Here is a 17,248-nt window from a genome sequence, read left to right as displayed (position 1 = left end):
CGGACCAATATGACGCTCTGTGGTCAAATTAGTCAAGTAAAGCCCAATATGTGGGATTTATGTCGCCTTGCGTGGTCGTCGGGTCATGCGGTGTGGTCACGTCGCCGCGCGACGGGCGGGTACGCCGGGGACGCGCGGTGCCAGGGCCCCGGACGGCCTGGGGCGCTCGGGCGGGCCGGAATGTCGGTGGCGGGGCGTAGGTTGAACCACATAGCGGGGACCGTGGCCGTCGGCCCGCCCGATCCAGGAGCCGCCGAGGCGGCCAGCGAGCGCATCAAGCGAAGGAGCATCGTGCGGCCTGTCACCGATCTTCAGCGGAAGGTGGCGCCCTTCGAGGTCGTCACCGAGATGACCCCGTCCGGGGACCAGCCGGCGGCGATCGCCGAGCTGGAACGACGCGTCAAGCGCGGCGACAAGGACAGCGTCCTCCTGGGCGCGACCGGCACCGGCAAGACCGCGACGGTCGCCTGGCTGATCGAGAAGGTCCAGCGCCCGACCCTGGTCATGCAGCCGAACAAGACGCTCGCCGCGCAGTTCGCCAACGAGCTGCGCGAGATGCTGCCCAACAACGCCATCGAGTACTTCGTCTCCTACTACGACTATTACCAGCCCGAGGCGTACGTCCCGCAGACCGACACCTACATCGAGAAGGACTCCTCGATCAACGACGAGGTGGAGCGGCTGCGGCACTCGGCCACCAACTCACTGCTGACCCGCCGCGACACGATCGTGGTCGCGTCGGTGTCCTGCATCTACGGCCTGGGCACCCCCCAGGAGTACGTCGACCGCATGGTCCGGCTGCGGGTCGGGGACGAGATCGAGCGGGACGAGCTGCTGCGCCGCCTCGTCGCGATGCAGTACGCCCGCAACGACCTGGCGTTCACCCGCGGCACGTTCCGGGTGCGCGGCGACACGATCGAGATCATCCCGCAGTACGAGGAGCTCGCCGTCCGCATCGAGATGTTCGGCGACGAGATCGAGAAGCTCGCCACGCTGCACCCGCTGACCGGCGAGGTGATCACCGAGGACGAGGAGCTGTACATCTTCCCCGCCTCCCACTACGTCGCCGGCCCGGAGCGCATGGAGCGCGCGATCAACGGCATCGAGACGGAGCTGGAGCAGCGGCTCGCCGAGATGGAGCGGCAGGGCAAGCTGCTGGAGGCGCAGCGGCTGCGGATGCGCACCACGTACGACATCGAGATGATGCGGCAGGTCGGCACCTGCTCCGGCATCGAGAACTACTCGCGTCACATCGACGGACGTGGCCCCGGCACCCCGCCCAACACCCTCCTCGACTACTTCCCGGAGGACTTCCTCCTCGTCATCGACGAGTCGCACCAGACCACGCCGCAGATCGGCGCGATGTACGAAGGCGACATGTCGCGCAAGCGCACGCTCGTCGACCACGGGTTCCGGCTCCCGAGCGCGATGGACAACCGCCCGCTGAAGTGGGAGGAGTTCCTGGAGCGCATCGGGCAGACGGTGTACCTCTCGGCGACGCCCGGGCCGTACGAACTGGGCCGGGTCAAGGGCGACGTGGTCGAGCAGGTCATCCGCCCGACCGGCCTGGTCGACCCCGAGGTGATCATCAAGCCGACCAAGGGGCAGATCGACGACCTGGTCCACGAGATCCGGGAGCGCGCCGACCGGGACGAGCGGGTGCTGGTCACCACGCTGACCAAGAAGATGGCCGAGGACCTCACCGACTACCTCCTGGAGCTCGGCATCCGGGTGCGCTACCTCCACAGCGAGGTCGACACGCTCCGCCGGGTCGAGCTGCTGCGCGAGCTGCGGCTGGGGGAGTTCGACGTCCTGGTCGGCATCAACCTGCTCCGTGAGGGCCTCGACCTGCCGGAGGTGTCGCTGGTCAGCATCCTCGACGCCGACAAGGAGGGGTTCCTGCGCTCGGAGACCTCGCTGATCCAGACGATCGGCCGCGCCGCCCGTAACGTCTCCGGCCAGGTCCACATGTACGCCGACAAGGTCACCCCGTCGATGGAGCGGGCGATCGACGAGACCAACCGGCGGCGCGCCAAGCAGATGGCCTACAACGAGGCGAACGGCATCGAGCCGACGGCCCTGCGCAAGAAGATCGCCGACATCCTCGACATGCTGGCCCGGGAGGACGCCGACACCGAGGAGCTGATCGGCGGTGGCGGGCGGCAGCAGAGCCGGGGCAAGGCCCCGGTGCCGGGCCTGTCCTCCAAGCAGCGGGCCGGCCGGCACGCGGCCGACCTCGTCGGCGAGCGGCCGCGCGAGGAGATGGAGGCCCTCATCGACCAGATGACGCAGCAGATGCACCACGCGGCGGAGGAGCTGCAGTTCGAGATGGCGGCCCGGCTCCGCGACGAGATCAAGGAGCTCAAGCGCGAGCTGCGCGACATGAAGGAGGCCGGCGTCCACTGACGACGCCCCGGCACCCGGAGCCGCCCCGAGTCGGCCGACCAAGCCGGAGCCCCACCCCAGGAGCTCCGGCGGCCGGTACGTCCGGCACCGGAACAGCCCAGGCGCTGGAAGGGCCTGGGCCCTGAGACGGGTGCAGGGCCACCCCCCGCTGGACCTCCCGCGTCATGAGGGCCGTCGGATTGCTGATCGTCGCCGTGTCCGGTTGTGCCGAGGGTTTCGGTGGTGTGGGCATCGAGGGTCCTCGGCGTTGATGGCGGGCCCGGGCCGTCCGGATTCGCCGGCCGCCGTCGTGCTCGGTTGTGCCGAGGGTTTCGGTGGCGCGGCATCGACGATCCTTGGCGTTGACGGCAGCCCGGACCGTTCAAGCCCTGCTGACCGAGGCCGTTCCGGCCGGAACGGCCTCGCCCCGGACTGTCGCGGTCAGCTCCGTGCCCTGACGAGTGTGCCGGTCGGCTCGTCGGGGCCGGCCGCCTCGACCAGGCGCCACCGGCCGTACGCGGGGACCATCGCCCATCAACGCCGCGTGTAGGGACCGAGCCACAGCACGGTGCCCGGGAGCCGGCGTCGCAGGATCAGCGTCCGCTGCATCTTCGAGAGCGTCCCATGTGGCCAGGAGCCGACGAGCGTGGACGGCGTGGTCATGCCGTGGCCTCCGGACGGATCCCTTCCAGGCGCAGCACCGAGACGATCCGGTGGGCGGCCACCTCCACGTCGGCCGTGAGGCCGAGGGGTTCGTCCTCTGACGGCCCGTCCCGAATGGGCCCGGACCAGACCCACCACCACAGCAGCCGCCCGTCCTCGTCCGGCGGGCACACGACCGCCTGTCGCAGGCCCGGACTCATCGCCCCGCCCACCGGATCCTCGCCATCGACGGTCCGGTCGACCGTTCACACCACGCTTACGCCGACGACCTCGGCGGCGAGCCTCCGCGCGGACAGAGTACGGACGAGGTCCCTGCCGGCGACCCGACCCTTGCGGCTGTGACCGTCACCGCGTGGCGCAGGTCCCGCCACAGCCTTCCGAACGGTGGTGACTGCGCAGAAGCCACCGTCGCGACCAGCCCACGAGTCGGGCCGGTAGCCGGTATGGCAGGCGTGGGGTGGTGTGAGGCGAGCCGCGGTTCTTCGAACGGAGGCAACTGTGTCGAGGCCGCGATCGTGACGGCCCGTACAGCCTGAGCATTTGCAAACTTGTGCCGAGGATTCTGGTGCCACAGGCAACGACGATCCTCGGCGTTGACAGCGGCTCAAGGCCGCCAGGCGCAGAAGTCTCGGACAGCGCGACAATCCGGTGTCCCGTCTGCCGGAATCAACCCCCTTCGGGAGCCGGAGACGCCGCGTTCACCGAGCGTTCTGCCCGTCCAGGACCGATGCGCTCGCTGAGGCCGCCCCCGCAAGAGCTCGCCGCCGCCGTTGACGGGCGAACCTCACCATCCGGACGTCCCGCCGGCATTGCCGACGGCGACGTGGTCGTATCGGCGGCACCGTGGCAGTGGCGGCGGCCACCTGTGGCATCAGCACCGTCGAGGTCGGCGCCGACACGCAAGCCGTCGCTCGCCGATCCGGCCGTCGGCGGCCGGCGTACGAACGTCTCGGAAGTAACCGTCACTTCCCGTGGTCCACCCGCCTCGCCCATTTCGCGTGCTCAGGAACACGGCTTCGCCGAAGTGCCTTGTGCGCCTCGCCGTTGATCGTCGGCCTCAAAACCCAGGACGCCTGCCCCCGAGGAAGGCGCCGCTCCGGGTGAAGAGCTGAAAGCAGGGAGACCCCGCCTCGTACAGGCTCTTGCGCGCCGCCCTTGCTGCGCCAGGCTGTGCCGCTCTGCTCACCCCGGGTATGCACTGGACCGGTCCAGGTGCATACCCGGGGTGAGCAGAGCAAAAACTGCGTCGAACTGTGCCGACCTGCGCCTGCGCCAGGCTGCGGCCGAACTGCGTCAGACTGCGCTGAGACGCGTCAGTCTGCGGCGAGCGGGCGGCTACGGCGGCGTGCGCCAGGCTGCGCCGAGATGCGTCAGACTGCGCTGAGATGACGCGCCAACCGTCGAGAGGCGTCAGACCGCGCTGAGGCGACGTGTCAGGCGTCGACATGCGTCAGCTCGCGGTTGATCTGGGGGTACGGCGGCCTGCCCCAGGCTGCGCCGAGATGTGTCGAAACTGCATGGACGCTACAGGCTGCGGCGAGCGCGTCAGGATGCGGCGTGTTGCGTCAGGTTGCGGTTGACTGTGCGGGCTGCGGGGGCTGCGCGGGCTGCGCCGGGGACGGCGCGGGGCCGGAAGGGGTACGAAGGCGGAACGACGCAGGCCCGCACCGACGAACGGTGCGGGCCCGGTCAGGCACATCCAAGCCTTAGAGCGGGGTCACGTCCTCCGCCTGCGGACCCTTCGGGCCCTGGGTCGTCTGGAAGCTCACGCGCTGGTTCTCCTCGAGGCTACGGAAGCCCGAGGTCGTGATCGCCGAGTAGTGCACGAACACGTCGGGGCCGCCGCCGTCAGGAGCGATGAATCCGAAGCCCTTGTCGGCGTTGAACCACTTGACGGTACCTTCTGCCACTTTCTTTCTTCTCTCCTTCTTGGGAGCCTCACCGAGGCGCCGGTCGACGCTCGGGGCTGCGTTACGGACTTTTGCTTACGTCCGCGAAAACTTTCCCGGAGAAGCGAAAACGCCCGCCGTCAATACTTCCGCGGGCGTTCAAGATCAAACTTAACACGTACGAGGAAACTACGACTGCAACACCAGGGATGCTATCCCCTCCTCGGAACCCCGGCAAGCGTGCCGATCACCGCGGTGTCTCCCGGGAGGCCCGCCCCCGCGGCGACGGAGAGCCGAGCCCGCAAGGGATGAAGCCCGGACGCCGCCGTGGGTGAAGACCCGCGCCTCCAGGGCGAAGACCGTCGCCGCCGGGGCGGAGACCCGTGCTCACAAGGGTGAAGACCCACCGCCGCCGGGGTGGCGGACGTCCGTTTTCGCCCGTGGCGGACGCCCCTTTCGCCGACGGCGGAGGCCCGATGCGGCCGGGCCCGAGGCTCGCCTCGGGCGTGGTGAAATGAGATCATGATCTCGGGGCGGAGGTGGTGCATGGTCGCGTTCGCGGCTCTGGGGAGACGCATCCGCACACGCCGTGGCCTGCTCATCCTGGTCCCGGCGGTCGTCGCGGTTCTGATCGCCGCGCTGGCCGTTCCGCTGGCGATGACCGGGCAGTGCCGGCTCTTCGGCTCCGGCTGTGAGATCCCGCGCATCCGGTTCGTCCCGCCGCCGACCCGGCTGACCGCCCTGCAGGCCGCCCTGCGCGGCGGCTACATCGCCCTCGGCGACTCCTACTCCTCCGGCGAGGGCACCTGGGACCTCGCCGCCGACCGCGGCTACGCCGGCGGCGGCTCCGAAGACTGCCACCGGTCCAAGGGCTCGTACTTCTCGTCGGTGACGCAGGGCTTCCGGTTCGCGCTCGGCGGCACTCTGTGGGCCTGCAGCGGCGCGCGGATCGGCGATGTCCTCTACGGCGGCCAGCACGGCGAGCCGGCCCAGGTCGATCGCCTGCGACCCGACACCAGCCTGGTGACCCTCACCATCGGCGGCAACGACATCGGCTTCTCGGAGATCGTCACCCGCTGCGTCGTACGCTTCCCCTGGTCGTCGGCCTGCCGTGACCAGGACGCCGACATCCGGGCCCGGATGGCCGCGCTGCCCGCCGGGCTGGCGTCGGTCTTCGACCAGATCGGGCGGCGGGCGCCGAAGGCGCGGATCATCGTGCTGGGCTATCCCCGGCCGTTCCCCGTGCGGCCCGGCCACTCGGTGGACAACATCGGCGTCGCCGACCAGGTGTACCTCGACGGCGTCGTCCGCGACCTCGACGACGTCATCGCCGCCGCGGCCCGCCGCGCGGACGGGGCGCTGGCGGCGGCGGGCCGCCCGGGCACGGTGGAGTTCACCGACGGGTACACCGCGTTCGACGGCCACGAGCTGGGCACGGCGCAGCCGTACCTGAACGCCCTGAAGGTCGATTTCGGGGCGCTGTCGGTCGAACCACGGAGTTTCCACCCGAACGAGCTCGGCTACCGCGCCTTCGCCCAGCTGATCGACCGGCAGATCCAGGCCGGGCCGTCCCGTCCGGTGTACCAGTACCGCCGCTGACCGGCCGTTCCTTCCTCCGGGCCGCCGCCTCACCGGAAGACCCGGTGGTGCTCCGCGGGCTCACCGCCTACTGGCAGGGCGGCAGACCGGGGGCGGGTCTGCCGCCGGCCAACTGGCCGCAGACGGCCGTGGGTGCGGCTCCGAGGTCGCGGCCGGTCACCTTGACCAGCGTGAGGGCACGGCGGCCTGAGCCGCCGCTGACGTGCTGGTCATGAGTGAAGTCGATCAGCCCGGTTGCGCCCTGGTAGCTGAGGTTCGGCAGCGTCAGCAGCACCGAGCCGGAGGTGACCGACGCGCTGCCCGGCGCGCGGGCCGCACCGTGCGCGCCGAGGTCGAGGGTGCCGAAGGCGCGCTCCGCCGCCTGTGCCAGCGCGGACGCGGAGTCGTACGCCATGACCATCTGGCCGTCCGCCAGCAGCGCCGAACGCTCCTCGGGGCCGATCCCCAGCTCGTTGCGGGCGAGGACGAAGAAGGGGTTGTCGGTGTCCCCACCGTCGGCCAGCAGGTTCGGCAGGTAGGTGAACGTCGTGTAGTAGACGGTCATCGAGCGGGGCAGCAGCACGTCGGTGCGGCCGGTGCCGAACCGGGACCGGGACACCTCGTCCCCGCCGAGCACCGTCAGTTCGCGGTCGGCGCAGCCGCCGTCGCGCAGCGCGTTGATCAGGCCGCCGAGGTCCTCGGTGCGCCCGGCGAAGTACACCAGGGCGTAGGGGTCTCCCGCCGAGCCGCGGCACGCCGCCCGTACCTTCGCGCCGATGTCGTCCGTGCCGTCGTAGCGCAGCATCGTGGAGGACGGGGCGGCGGCCAGCGCCCGCTGGGCGTCCTCGGCCAGTTCCGCGCCGTAGTCGCTGCCCTCCGCGCCGGGGGAGCGGTAGACGATCAGCGTGCGGCCGGCGCGTTTGCCGCCCAGGACCTTGCGGGCGACCGTCGCCTCGTCGTTGTCGGTGGCGGCCAGGCCGTAGAACTGCGGGAGCGCGCGGAGCGTGTCGGAGGAGTTGACCGGGTCGAGCACCGCCAGACCGGCGGCGTTGAGGCGGCGGATGGCCTTCTGGGACTCGGCGGTGTTCCGGCTGATGCCGACCACCCCGACGACCGTCCGGTCCCGTCGGACCATCGCGAGGATGCGGTCCGCCGTGATCTTGGAGAAGGCCATGTCCTGGCCCGCGTTCACCGCGAGCAGGCGGATCTTCAGGGGATTGTCGCCGCCGCCGGCCTGCGCCCGGTTGTTGCCGCGCTGCGCGAGGTACGCTCCCGCCAACTGGCGGGTCTCGCTCACCGCGCTGCTCTCCTGGCCCTCGGCCGCCGTCAGCATTCCGACGTACAGGATCGTCACGTACGGGCGGTGACCGGCCAGCACCCAGGCGTTCTCCGCCGCGATCCGGTCCTCCAGGTCGGCGAGGGTGATCTGGTCTGCGGTGTGGGCGGGGCCGGGCCTGGCGCTCCCACCGCCCAGCGTGGTGCTGAGGGGGGTGCGTTCGAAGCGGACTCCTCCGGTGGCGATGCCGACGCACTCGCGGCTGCCCGCAGCGTCGCGGCGGAGCTGGGTGTCGGTGTTGGCGAAGAACAGGGCGTGGACGCTGCAGTGCGTCGAGGTCAGCTGGGCGTGGAGGTACGACCCGCCGACGGCGAGCGCGGCGAGGAGCACCAGCAGCGACCGGCTCGACCACAGCCACGTCCACCGCGGCCGGGTCCGGGGCTTCAGCGGCCGAGGAGTCGCGTCGGCAGGGGTGTGGACGGGGATCGGCAGCCGCAGCAGCCACGGCGAGGTGACCTGGGCGCTGGGTCCCTGGGCGCCGCCCAGGGACTTGATCCAGTCCTCGTAGCGCTTCTTGAGAGTCTCGGGGCGCTCGCCGGAAGGCAGGACCCCGGCGGCGGGGGCGGCGCCGAGCCGATCACCGATGTCGGCCTGGTGAGCATGGTCGACGGAGGCCACGACGAGGAGGGGGTGCAGTTCGCTGCGGCGGCTGCGCACGTCGCTCATGGCCACCAGCAGTTCGACGCCGCCGTTCCGGCGGGTGATGTCCCTGAGGAAGACCACGGACGGAACGGGCCGCTTGAACCCCCGCAGGGTGAAGGAGAGCTTGCGGTGCCGGGCGCGCAGGTCCTCCAGGAACGCCAGCGTCTTGGTCTGCAGCCAGGACTTGGCCGCCTCCTCCGCCCTCTTCGGGTCGGCCGGCCCGGTCGACCCCGTCCCGAGGGCATCGTTGATCTGCTTGAGCTGGGAGTTCAGCCGGCCGTCGAATCCCCGGCTTCCCTGGCCCGCGAAGAACGAGGAGGCGGCCAGCCAGCGGTACCGCGTCCCGAACCCGACGCGGGACAGGACGGGCAGCCAGATCCTGCGGTTCGACAGGCCGGCGGCGAGCGCCACCGCCGCCAGCAGGATGCCGCAGATGGTCAGCAGGGTGCCGATGCGCGTCTTGTCGGCGACGCCTTGGGCGATACCGCCGAAGATGGCGGCGACCAGCACGATGACGGTGGACCACCACACCGGCGCGGTCAGCGGCCGCCGGGTCCACGGCAGCAGGACGGCGGCGTCGTACCACTCCTCGGCGGGCGTCGTCGACGTGGGCCGCGCTCGGTTCTTCTCCGCGGCGCTGCGGACCGCCTCTTCGCAGGATCGGACGAGGTCCGATCGGGGGAATCGGTAGCGGCCGGCCGCGGGACCGTTTCCGGGCCACGCGCCCGGCTTGCTCAGCGAGTCGAGCAGGGCGATCTCCGGCGGCGTCCCATCGGGAGCCGCGCCTCCCTGGTTCCCACCGTCGGCGGCGTCCTCCGGGGCGTCCGGGGCGGACAGGACGATGTGCGGGATGTCCGCCGCGGCGGCCGCCTGCGCCAGGGCGTCGATGTACGCGCCGGCGTCCACGCTCGCGTCGGTCGCCTCCAGCACCACCAGAGGGAACGCCTGACTGCCGAGCCGCCACGGATGCGCCGTGGTCCATTCGTCCAGCCGCTCCAGGAGCTCACGGCCGATCGCGGTGCTGAGGACCTCCTCCCCGCGCGCCTTGGCGGGTCCCGTCTCGCTCACGCCGCACCCCCGCGGAATCGGATGACACGGCGCCGACAGACCGCCGTGAATGCAGCGTACGAGGCGGATGCGGGACCCCTCCCGACACTGCGGGATGAGTCCCGACCACAACCTGGATGGGGGGAGCGCCGAAACCGGCGGGCCCGGCGGACCGGGCTCGGACCGCCGGGGAGCGGCGGCTCAGTCCTCCGTGATGCGGTTCAGCCGCTCGAGGGCGTCGGCGAACTCTTCGATCATGTCGTAGACGACCTGACGCGCGGGCTTGACGGTGTTCATCAGCCCCACGACCTGGCCGACGAAGTAGTTGGCGAGCTGCCGCGCGCCCTCGTTCCCCGCCTCGGCGGCCTTGCCGATCGGCGCCATCGCCCCCTCGGCGACGATCATCTGCAGCGGCATCGGCAGCGGGCCGGGACTGCCGGCGGAGTCCCACTCGTCGGTCCAGGCGGAGCGGAGCTGCCGGGCCGGTTTGCCCGTGCGCGACCGCGAGCGCACGGTGTCGCGGGACGTGGCGGCCAGCATCTTGGCCTTGACCGCGGGCAGGGTCTCGGCCTCCTCGGTGGTCAGCCAGACCGAGCCGCACCAGACGCCCGACGCGCCCAGCGCCAGCGCGGCGGCCATCTGACGTCCGGTCGCGATGCCGCCCGCGGCCAGGACGGGGAGCGGCGCGACCGCGTCGACGACCTCGGGGACGAGCACCATCGTGGAGATCTCGCCGGTGTGGCCGCCGGCCTCGCCGCCCTGCGCCACGATCAGGTCGACCCCGGCCTCGACCTGGCGGCGGGCGTGCTCGACCGTGCCCACGAGCGCCGCCACCGGCACGTCGGCGGCGCGGGCCCGCTCGACCATGACCGGCGGGGGCGGGCCGAGCGCGCTCGCGATGAGGCGGATCGGATGGGCCAGCGCCACGTCGATCAGCTCGGTGGCGCCCTGCTGCGTCACCTGCCGTCCGACGCCGTCGACCCGCGGGTCGCCGAGGGCGTCCGGCGACGGTGCCGGGACGCCGTACTTCTCGAACAGCCCTTTGAGGAACTCCCAGTGCTCCGGCGGCACCGCGGACAGCAGCGAGCCGCGGCCCTCCGCCGCCTCCTTGGCTATCTTGCCGGGGACGAGAACGTCGACGCCGTACGGGCGCCCGCCGACGTGCTCGTCGATCCAGCGCAGCTCCTCCTCGAGGCGGTCGGGGCTGTAGGCGACCGCGCCGAGCACGCCGAAGCCGCCCGCGTTGGTGACCGCCGCCACGACGTCGCGGCAGTGGCTGAAGGCGAACAGCGGGAACTCGATCCCGAACCTGTCACAGACCTCGGTCTTCACGGTCCTCCTCGAAAAGGGGATGGCTCTCGCCCTCGTCCGGATGGACGAAGCGCGCACGCAGCGGCAGCCCTTCACGCGGCGCGGTCACCGCGTGCAGCCGCCCGTACATCCACGGTCCCTCGGCGAGCTCGACCAGCGCCAGCGGCGAGGTCTCGCCGCCGCGCAGGTGCGCGACCGCCCACGACACCAGGACCGCCCGGCCGCTCGCCTCCGCCCAGGCGAGGTCCTCCGCGCCGCACTCGGGGCAGCCGCCGGCGTCCGGGGCGGACCACCGGTCGCAGGGCGCGCAGCGGCGGATCATCAGCCGGTCCCGCGCCGCCCCGTCGAAGAACGGACCGGAGCGGCCGTCCCGCCGCACGACGCCGTACGAGTCCATTTCCCTCATCCTCCCTTCGGGTGCGGGCCGAGGATCAGGGTCGAGTGGTGGTCGAGGATGCCGCCGTTGCCGCTGACCAGGATGAGGTCGTTGCGCGGCGCCTGGCGTGCGCCGCCGTCGCCGCGCGCTTGGATGACGGCCTCCGACAGCGGCGTCATGCCCCACATGTAGTACGCCGACAACTGCCCGCCGCCGGTGTTGGTCGGCAGCGCCCCGCCGGGGCCGAGCGCGCCGCTCGCGGCGAACGGGCCGCCCTCGCCCTTGGCGCAGAAGCCGTAGTCCTCCAGGGAGACCAGCACCGTGTAGGTGTAGCAGTCGTACAGCTGGCACTGGGTGATGTCGCCGGGGGTGACGCCGGCCATCTTCATCGCCGCCGGGCCGGAGGTCGCGGCGCCGGTCGTCAGCCCGAAGTCACTGCCGCGTTCGAGCCGGTGCCCGGGGTGGCCCTGTCCCCAGCCCCAGACGTAGACCGGCGGCCGCGCCAGGTCGCGGGCGCGCTCACCACCGGTGACGATGACCGCGATGCCGCCGTTGGACACGAGGCAGCAGTCGAGGAGGTGCAGCGGTTCGACGACCCAGCGGGACTCCTGGTGGTCGTGCAGTGCGATCGGGTCGCGCATCTGGGCGCGGGGGTTGCCGGCCGCCCAGGCCCGTGTGCTCACCGCGATCGCGCCGAACTGTTCGCTGGTGGTGCCGTAGCGGGCCATGTGCCGCCGGGCGGCCAGCGCGTAGTGGGCGTTGACGCTGCGGAACCCGAGGGCCGCGCGGAGCCCGTCCAGGCCGTGCCACTCGCGGGCGTCACGGCCGTACGCCGCGCCCGCCGGGCGTTCGGGGCGCAGCGGCGCGTCGGCGAACACGCAGGCGACCGCGCTCGCCGAGCCGGCCGTGATCATGGACGCGGCGTAGGCGACCGCCGCTCCGGCGGACGCGCCGAAGGTGTTCATCGTCGTGAGGAGCCGGAGGTCGCGCAGCCCGAGCGTGCGGGCCAGCTCGACGCCGGGGGAGCCGGACATGCCGGGGGCGACGATCAGCCCGTCGAGGTCGGTGAGGGCGAGCCCGGCGTCGGCCGCCGCCGCCCGTACGGCCTGCGCCGCCAGGCGGCGTGGACTGCGGCCGTACACCTTGCCGAGCTCGGTCATGCCCAGCCCGGCGATCGCGGTCTCAGCCATGGCCCACCGTCGCCGCCTCACTCTCGCGCGCGTTCGCCTCCCACCGTACCGAACCTTATTCGGTTTCAGTAGGCCGGGCGATGGCTCACCACGAGTCGGTCAGCAGCCCGCCGCTGCGGTCCCGGATCCGGACGAGCACCGTAGAGCAGGAGGACCACGACGACGACGTCGACTCACCCGCCGAGCAGGTAGTGCGCGCTCGCGGCGCCCGCCAGGAACACGGCGGAGGTCACCGGATGCCGCGCGCACCGGTTCGCCGTCCGTAGCCGGTGCCCCGGAACGGCCCGGCGGCTCCTCGGCAGGCCCGGTGATCACCGCGGCGGGGGACCGCGTCTCCGCCGCGCCGACCGGCGCGGGCGCTGTGGAGGGCCGAGGTCTACCGCCCGGCGGCGGACCCGGCCGAGAGGGCGGTGACGAGGGCGTCGGCCAGCGCACCGCCCGCCTCGCCGGACGGATCGAGTTCCGGGTCGTAGATGCCCACGTGCATGCCGACCGCGCGCGGGTCGGCGAGCAGGATCGCCAGGGCCTCGGTGAACTCCGGGAGGGACAGGCCGTCCGGGTTGGGGGAGTCGACCGCCGGCATCACGCTCTTGTCCAGCACGTCGGCGTCGATGTGGATCCAGTGGCCCTCGACGGGCGCCGCCGCCAGGTCCCGGCGCGCGGCCTCCGCGGCGGCCGCGGCGCCGTGCTCGCGGACGTACTCGATCGGGTACCGGTGGATCGGCGAGGTGCGGAAGCGCTCGACGTCGAACAGCTCCAGGTCCTCCGGCTCGTACTGCGCGCCGATGTGCGCGGCGTGCTCCTCGGCGATGTACGGGCCGAGGCCCTCGATGTCGGTCAGCGTGGCCGGCCCGTGCCCGGTGATGAGCGCGAGCGCCGTGCCCCCGGCGGTGAAGCGGCCGTGCCGGCTCGCCGGATCGAGCAGGGGGGAGTAGTCGTCGTGCCCGTCGAGGTACACGAACCCGTACGCTCCGCGCCGCCGCAGCGCCAGGGCCGGCCCCAGCGCGATGCCGCAGTCGCCGCCCAGCACGAGCGGGAACCGCCCCGTGTCGAGGAGGTCCCCGACGCGGTCCGCGAGCCGTACGGAGAACTCCGCGATCGCGGGCCCGTTGCGGTAGCCGGTGACGGGGTCGCCGTCGAAGGAGTACGGCGGCGGCTCGACCCGGCCCGCGTCGGCCGCGCCGAGCCGGCCGACGAGGCCGTGGCCGCGCAGCGCGGCGGCGAGGCCGCGGACCCCGGGCTCGTGGCCCTCGCGCGGCGGCCGGAGCCCGAGGTTCGACGGAGCGTCCAGTACGGCGATCGACCGCTGCACGAGGGTCATGACACCACCTAAGTCGTTACGGTGGTCACATCCTGTCGGCGCTCGATCCGTGCCGTCAACGGGCGAAGCGGTCGGTGGCCTCGATGAGGTGGTGCAGGATGCCCGGCTCGCTGTAGGCGTGCCCCGCGTCGTCGACGAGATGGAACTCCGCCTCCGGCCACGCCCGGTGCAGGTCCCACGCGGTCGCCGCCGGCGTCGCGATGTCGTAGCGGCCCTGCACGATCACGGCCGGGATGTGCCGGATCTTGTCGACGTCCCGGATCAGCTGCCCGTCCTCGAGGAACCCGTCGTTGACGAAGTAGTGGTTCTCGATCCGGGAGAACGCCACCGCGTAGTCGGGGTCGCCCTGGACCGCGATGACCTCCGGGTCGGGACGCAGCGTGATCGTCGAGCCCTCCCACACGCTCCACGCCCGCGCCGCCGGGATCCGTACGTCCGGGTCGGGGTCGTTCAGCCGTGCGGCGAACGCGGCGATCAGGTCGTCCCGCTCGTCCTCGGGAATCGGGGCGACGTACTGCTCCCACAGGTCGGGGAAGAGCAGGGAGGCGCCCTCCTGGTAGTACCAGTACAGCTCGAAGGGCCGCAGCGTGAAGATCCCCCGCAGGATCAGCTCGGTGACCCGGTCCGGGTGCGTCTCGGCGTACGCCAGGGCCAGCGCGCTGCCCCAGGAGCCGCCGAACACCAGCCACCGGTCGATGTCCAGGTGCTCGCGCAGCCGCTCCAGGTCCGCGACGAGGTTCCAGGTGGTGTTGTGCTCCAGTGAGACGGCCGGGTCGCTCGCGTGCGGCCGGCTGCGCCCGCAGTTGCGCTGGTCGAACAGCACGATGCGGTACGCCTCCGGGTCGAACTGCCGCCGGTGGTCAGGCGTGCAGCCGCCGCCGGGCCCGCCGTGCAGCATCACCGCGGGCTTGCCGTCGGGGTTGCCGCAGACCTCCCAGTAGATCTGATCGTCGTCGCCGACGTCGAGCAGGCCGGAGTCGTACGGCTCGATCGGCGGGTAGAGCGTCCTCATGGCGGAGATTCTCGCATCCGACACGCCGACGACCGCGCAGAGTGACGGCGAACACCCTTACGGTGCGTAATCGCTGGTCACGGAGGCCGCACCAGACCGCGCAGATATCGAAATCATCACGAGTTATGCGCCACACCTTGCGTGACATGGCAGACAGCTAGGTGAGACGCCCGTAGAGTTCCCTATGTGAGCGATCTCAACGGTTCGGGCGGTTCCTATGCCGCGGAGGGCGCCGGGTCGTCGTGGGCGCCGGGCAATGTCAACACGCCGGCGCGCTCTGGCGAGACCGACCAACCGGCCGAGGTGGTCGACCGGCTGAGGCAGATGGCCGACATGCTCGCCGGCGCGCTCGCGCAGGGTGAGCAGAAGGTCGCCGAGGCCAAACAGGAGGCCGAGACCCGGATCGCCGCCGTACGCGCCGAGCACGAGTCGGCCAAGCAGGAGGCCGCCTCCGCCTGGCAGGAGGTGGAGCGGCTGCGCACCCAGGCGGAGCAGGCCCAGGCCACCGCGCGCCAGATGCTGGCCGAGCGCGAGTCCGCCAAGCAGGACGCCGCCTCCGCGCTGCAGGAGGTCGAGCGCATCCGCGCCGCGCACGACCAGATGGAGCAGCGCGTCGAGCAGGCCGAGGCCGCCGTGCGCCAGATGATGGCCGAGCGGGAGTCCGCGCAGCAGGAGGCCGCGGCCGCGCGCCAGGAGACCGCCACCGCCCGGCAGGAGACCGTGGCGGCGCGGCAGGAGACGCAGGCCGAGCGGCAGGCCAAGGAGCAGGCCGAGGCCGCGGCGCGGCAGTTGATGGTCGAACGCGAGTCCGCGCAGCAGGAGACGCTCGCCGAGCGGCAGCTGAAGGAGCAGGCCGAGGCCGCCGTCCGGCAGATGATGGCCGAGCGCGAGGCCGCCCAGCAGGAGACCGCCGCCGCGCGGCAGGAGACGCTGGTGGAGCGGCAGGCCAAGGAGCAGGCCGAGGCCACCGCCCGCGGCCTCATGGCCGAGCGGGAGGCCGCCAAGCAGGACGCCGCCGCCGCCCTGCAGGAGGTCGACCGGATGCGCGCCCAGGTCGAGGAGATGGGGCAGCGCGTCGAGCAGGCCGAGGCGACCGCCCGGCAGGCGATGTCCGAGCGCGACTCGGCCACGCAGGAGGCGCAGACCGCCTGGCAGGAGGGGCTGCGGGCACGCGCACAGGCGGAGCAGTCCGAGGCCGCGATGCGCCAGGCCCTGACCGAGCGTGACCAGGCGCGCGGGGAGGCCGTCGGCGCCCGCCAGGAGACCGACCAGGCCCTCGCCCAGGCGCGGCAGGCCGAGCAGCGCGCCGAGCAGGCCGAGGCCGCCGTACGCCAGCTCATGGCCGAGCGGGAGGCCGCCCAGCGGGAGGCCGGATCGGCATGGCAGGAGGTCGAGCGCCTGCGCGTCTCGACCGAGCAGGCCGAGGCCGCGATGCGGCAGGCGTTCACCGAACGCGACCAGGCACGGGCCGCCGCCGAACAGGCGCAGGCGGTCGCCGAGCAGGCCAGGGCGGCGGCCGACCAGGCGGAGGCCACCGCCCGGCAGGCGTTCACCGAACGCGACCAGATGCGCGAGGACCGCGACGAGGCGCACCGCTCCGCCGGGGAGGCCCAGACGGCGCGCAAGGCCGTCGAGGGCGAGCGCGACCGGATCTCCCAGCACGCGGCCGACCTGGCGCAGACCCTTGACGGCGCCCAGGCCGAGGTCGCCGGCCTGCGGGCCAAGGTCGCCGAGCTCGAGGCCGCGACGCTGACCCTGCAGCAGACGGCGGCGGCGTCGGCGAAGGAGGCCGAGGACGCCCGCCGTCGCGCCCAGGAACTCGACGTCGAGCGCCTGCGGGCGGTGGACCAGGCGGCCAAGGCCGAGAGCAACCGGGACCTGGCCGAGCGGGGACAGGCACGGGCCCAGTCCGAGCTGGCCCAGGCCCAGCGCCGGGCCGAGGACGCCGCCCGCGAACGCGACCAGGCCCTCGCGTCGGCCCGGCAGGCGAGCACCGACCGGGACCAGGCCCTCGCGTCGGCCCGGCAGGCGACCGCCGACCGGGACCAGGCCCTCGCCTCCGTCCGGCAGGTGACCACCGAACGCGACCAGGCCCTCGCCTCCGCCCGGCAGGCCACCGCGGACCGGGACGCCCTCGCCCAGAAGCTGAAAGAGCGCGAGGAGTGGGTCGACCAGCTCGCCGAGGCCGTCACCCAGCAGCGCGACGCCCTGGCCGCCCTCTCCACGGAGCGGGACCAGGCGCGTACCGCCGCCGACCAGGCACGGAAGATCATCGACGAGCTCACCGGCCAGCTGCAGAGCGGCGGGATCCCGAACACGACGGGAAGCTACGCGAACGGCTACCGCTGACGTCTCTTCGGCGCCGATCGGCGAACGTTCCTCCGCGCCGATCGGCCGGCGCCTCTTGGGCACCGATCGGAAAGCGAGCCTCCGCGCCGGTCGGCGGGTGATCCTTCCGCGCTGATGGGCGGGTGTCTTCTCGACGCCGATCGGCGGGC

Annotated in this window: 12 protein-coding genes; 3 read left to right on the top strand and 9 right to left on the bottom strand. The window is 72.5% G+C overall.

Annotation, left to right across the window (positions count from 1 at the left end; all coding sequences use genetic code 11):
• The first annotated feature begins 291 nt into the window (after positions 1-291).
• On the top strand, positions 292-2,406 hold the full coding sequence (gene uvrB / locus NE234_RS28890) for an excinuclease ABC subunit UvrB (RefSeq protein ID WP_252783827.1): 2,115 nt from the start codon (positions 292-294) through the stop codon (positions 2,404-2,406).
• A 513-nt stretch (positions 2,407-2,919) separates the two neighbouring features.
• Here uvrB and NE234_RS44565 read toward each other — a convergent pair.
• From NE234_RS44565 to NE234_RS28880, 3 genes are all read right to left on the bottom strand, one after another.
• Positions 2,920-3,048: a hypothetical protein gene (locus tag NE234_RS44565; RefSeq protein WP_256529525.1), complete on the bottom strand. Its 129-nt coding sequence runs from the start codon at positions 3,046-3,048 to the stop codon at positions 2,920-2,922.
• On the bottom strand, positions 3,045-3,260 hold the full coding sequence (locus tag NE234_RS28885; protein WP_252783826.1) for a hypothetical protein: 216 nt from the start codon (positions 3,258-3,260) through the stop codon (positions 3,045-3,047). Before NE234_RS28885 ends, NE234_RS44565 begins: the two co-directional genes overlap by 4 nt.
• 1,494 nt (positions 3,261-4,754) lie before the next feature.
• A complete protein-coding gene (locus NE234_RS28880; protein ID WP_252783825.1) occupies positions 4,755-4,958 on the bottom strand; it encodes a cold-shock protein in 204 nt (67 codons plus the stop codon).
• Positions 4,959-5,483: 525 nt separating this feature from the next.
• Between NE234_RS28880 and NE234_RS28875 the strand changes: the two genes are divergently transcribed.
• On the top strand, positions 5,484-6,536 hold the full coding sequence (locus NE234_RS28875; RefSeq protein ID WP_252783824.1) for an SGNH/GDSL hydrolase family protein: 1,053 nt from the start codon (positions 5,484-5,486) through the stop codon (positions 6,534-6,536).
• A gap of 67 nt (positions 6,537-6,603) precedes the next feature.
• Here the strand turns inward: NE234_RS28875 and NE234_RS28870 are convergent, their stop codons facing one another.
• The 6 genes from NE234_RS28870 to pip form a co-directional block, all read right to left on the bottom strand.
• Positions 6,604-9,561 (bottom strand): type 1 periplasmic-binding domain-containing protein, encoded by a 2,958-nt coding sequence (locus NE234_RS28870; RefSeq protein WP_252783823.1) that lies wholly within the window; start codon positions 9,559-9,561, stop codon positions 6,604-6,606.
• A 180-nt stretch (positions 9,562-9,741) separates the two neighbouring features.
• The gene (locus tag NE234_RS28865) at positions 9,742-10,872 is read right to left on the bottom strand and encodes an NAD(P)H-dependent flavin oxidoreductase (RefSeq protein ID WP_252783822.1); all 1,131 of its coding nucleotides are present in this window, start codon (positions 10,870-10,872) and stop codon (positions 9,742-9,744) included.
• The gene (locus NE234_RS28860) at positions 10,853-11,248 is read right to left on the bottom strand and encodes a Zn-ribbon domain-containing OB-fold protein (protein ID WP_252783821.1); all 396 of its coding nucleotides are present in this window, start codon (positions 11,246-11,248) and stop codon (positions 10,853-10,855) included. Before NE234_RS28860 ends, NE234_RS28865 begins: the two co-directional genes overlap by 20 nt.
• Positions 11,249-11,253: 5 nt before the next feature.
• On the bottom strand, positions 11,254-12,417 hold the full coding sequence (locus NE234_RS28855; protein ID WP_252783820.1) for a thiolase C-terminal domain-containing protein: 1,164 nt from the start codon (positions 12,415-12,417) through the stop codon (positions 11,254-11,256).
• A 376-nt stretch (positions 12,418-12,793) separates the two neighbouring features.
• Positions 12,794-13,738 carry an arginase family protein gene (locus NE234_RS28850; RefSeq protein WP_252783819.1) on the bottom strand — a complete coding sequence of 315 codons (945 nt, stop codon included), beginning with the start codon at positions 13,736-13,738 and terminating at the stop codon, positions 12,794-12,796.
• 55 nt (positions 13,739-13,793) lie between these two features.
• Positions 13,794-14,750, bottom strand: a complete 957-nt coding sequence (gene pip, locus NE234_RS28845) for a prolyl aminopeptidase (protein ID WP_252783818.1) — start codon at positions 14,748-14,750, stop codon at positions 13,794-13,796.
• A 186-nt stretch (positions 14,751-14,936) separates the two neighbouring features.
• Here pip and NE234_RS28840 point away from each other — a divergent pair, with 186 nt between their 5' ends.
• Positions 14,937-17,099, top strand: coding sequence for a coiled-coil domain-containing protein (locus tag NE234_RS28840; RefSeq protein WP_252783817.1), 2,163 nt, complete (start codon positions 14,937-14,939; stop codon positions 17,097-17,099).
• Positions 17,100-17,248 lie beyond the last annotated feature (149 nt).

Source organism: Actinoallomurus rhizosphaericola (assembly GCF_024055675.1).
Classification (GTDB): domain Bacteria; phylum Actinomycetota; class Actinomycetes; order Streptosporangiales; family Streptosporangiaceae; genus Actinoallomurus; species Actinoallomurus soli.
This window is presented reverse-complemented; position numbering and strand designations above follow the sequence as displayed.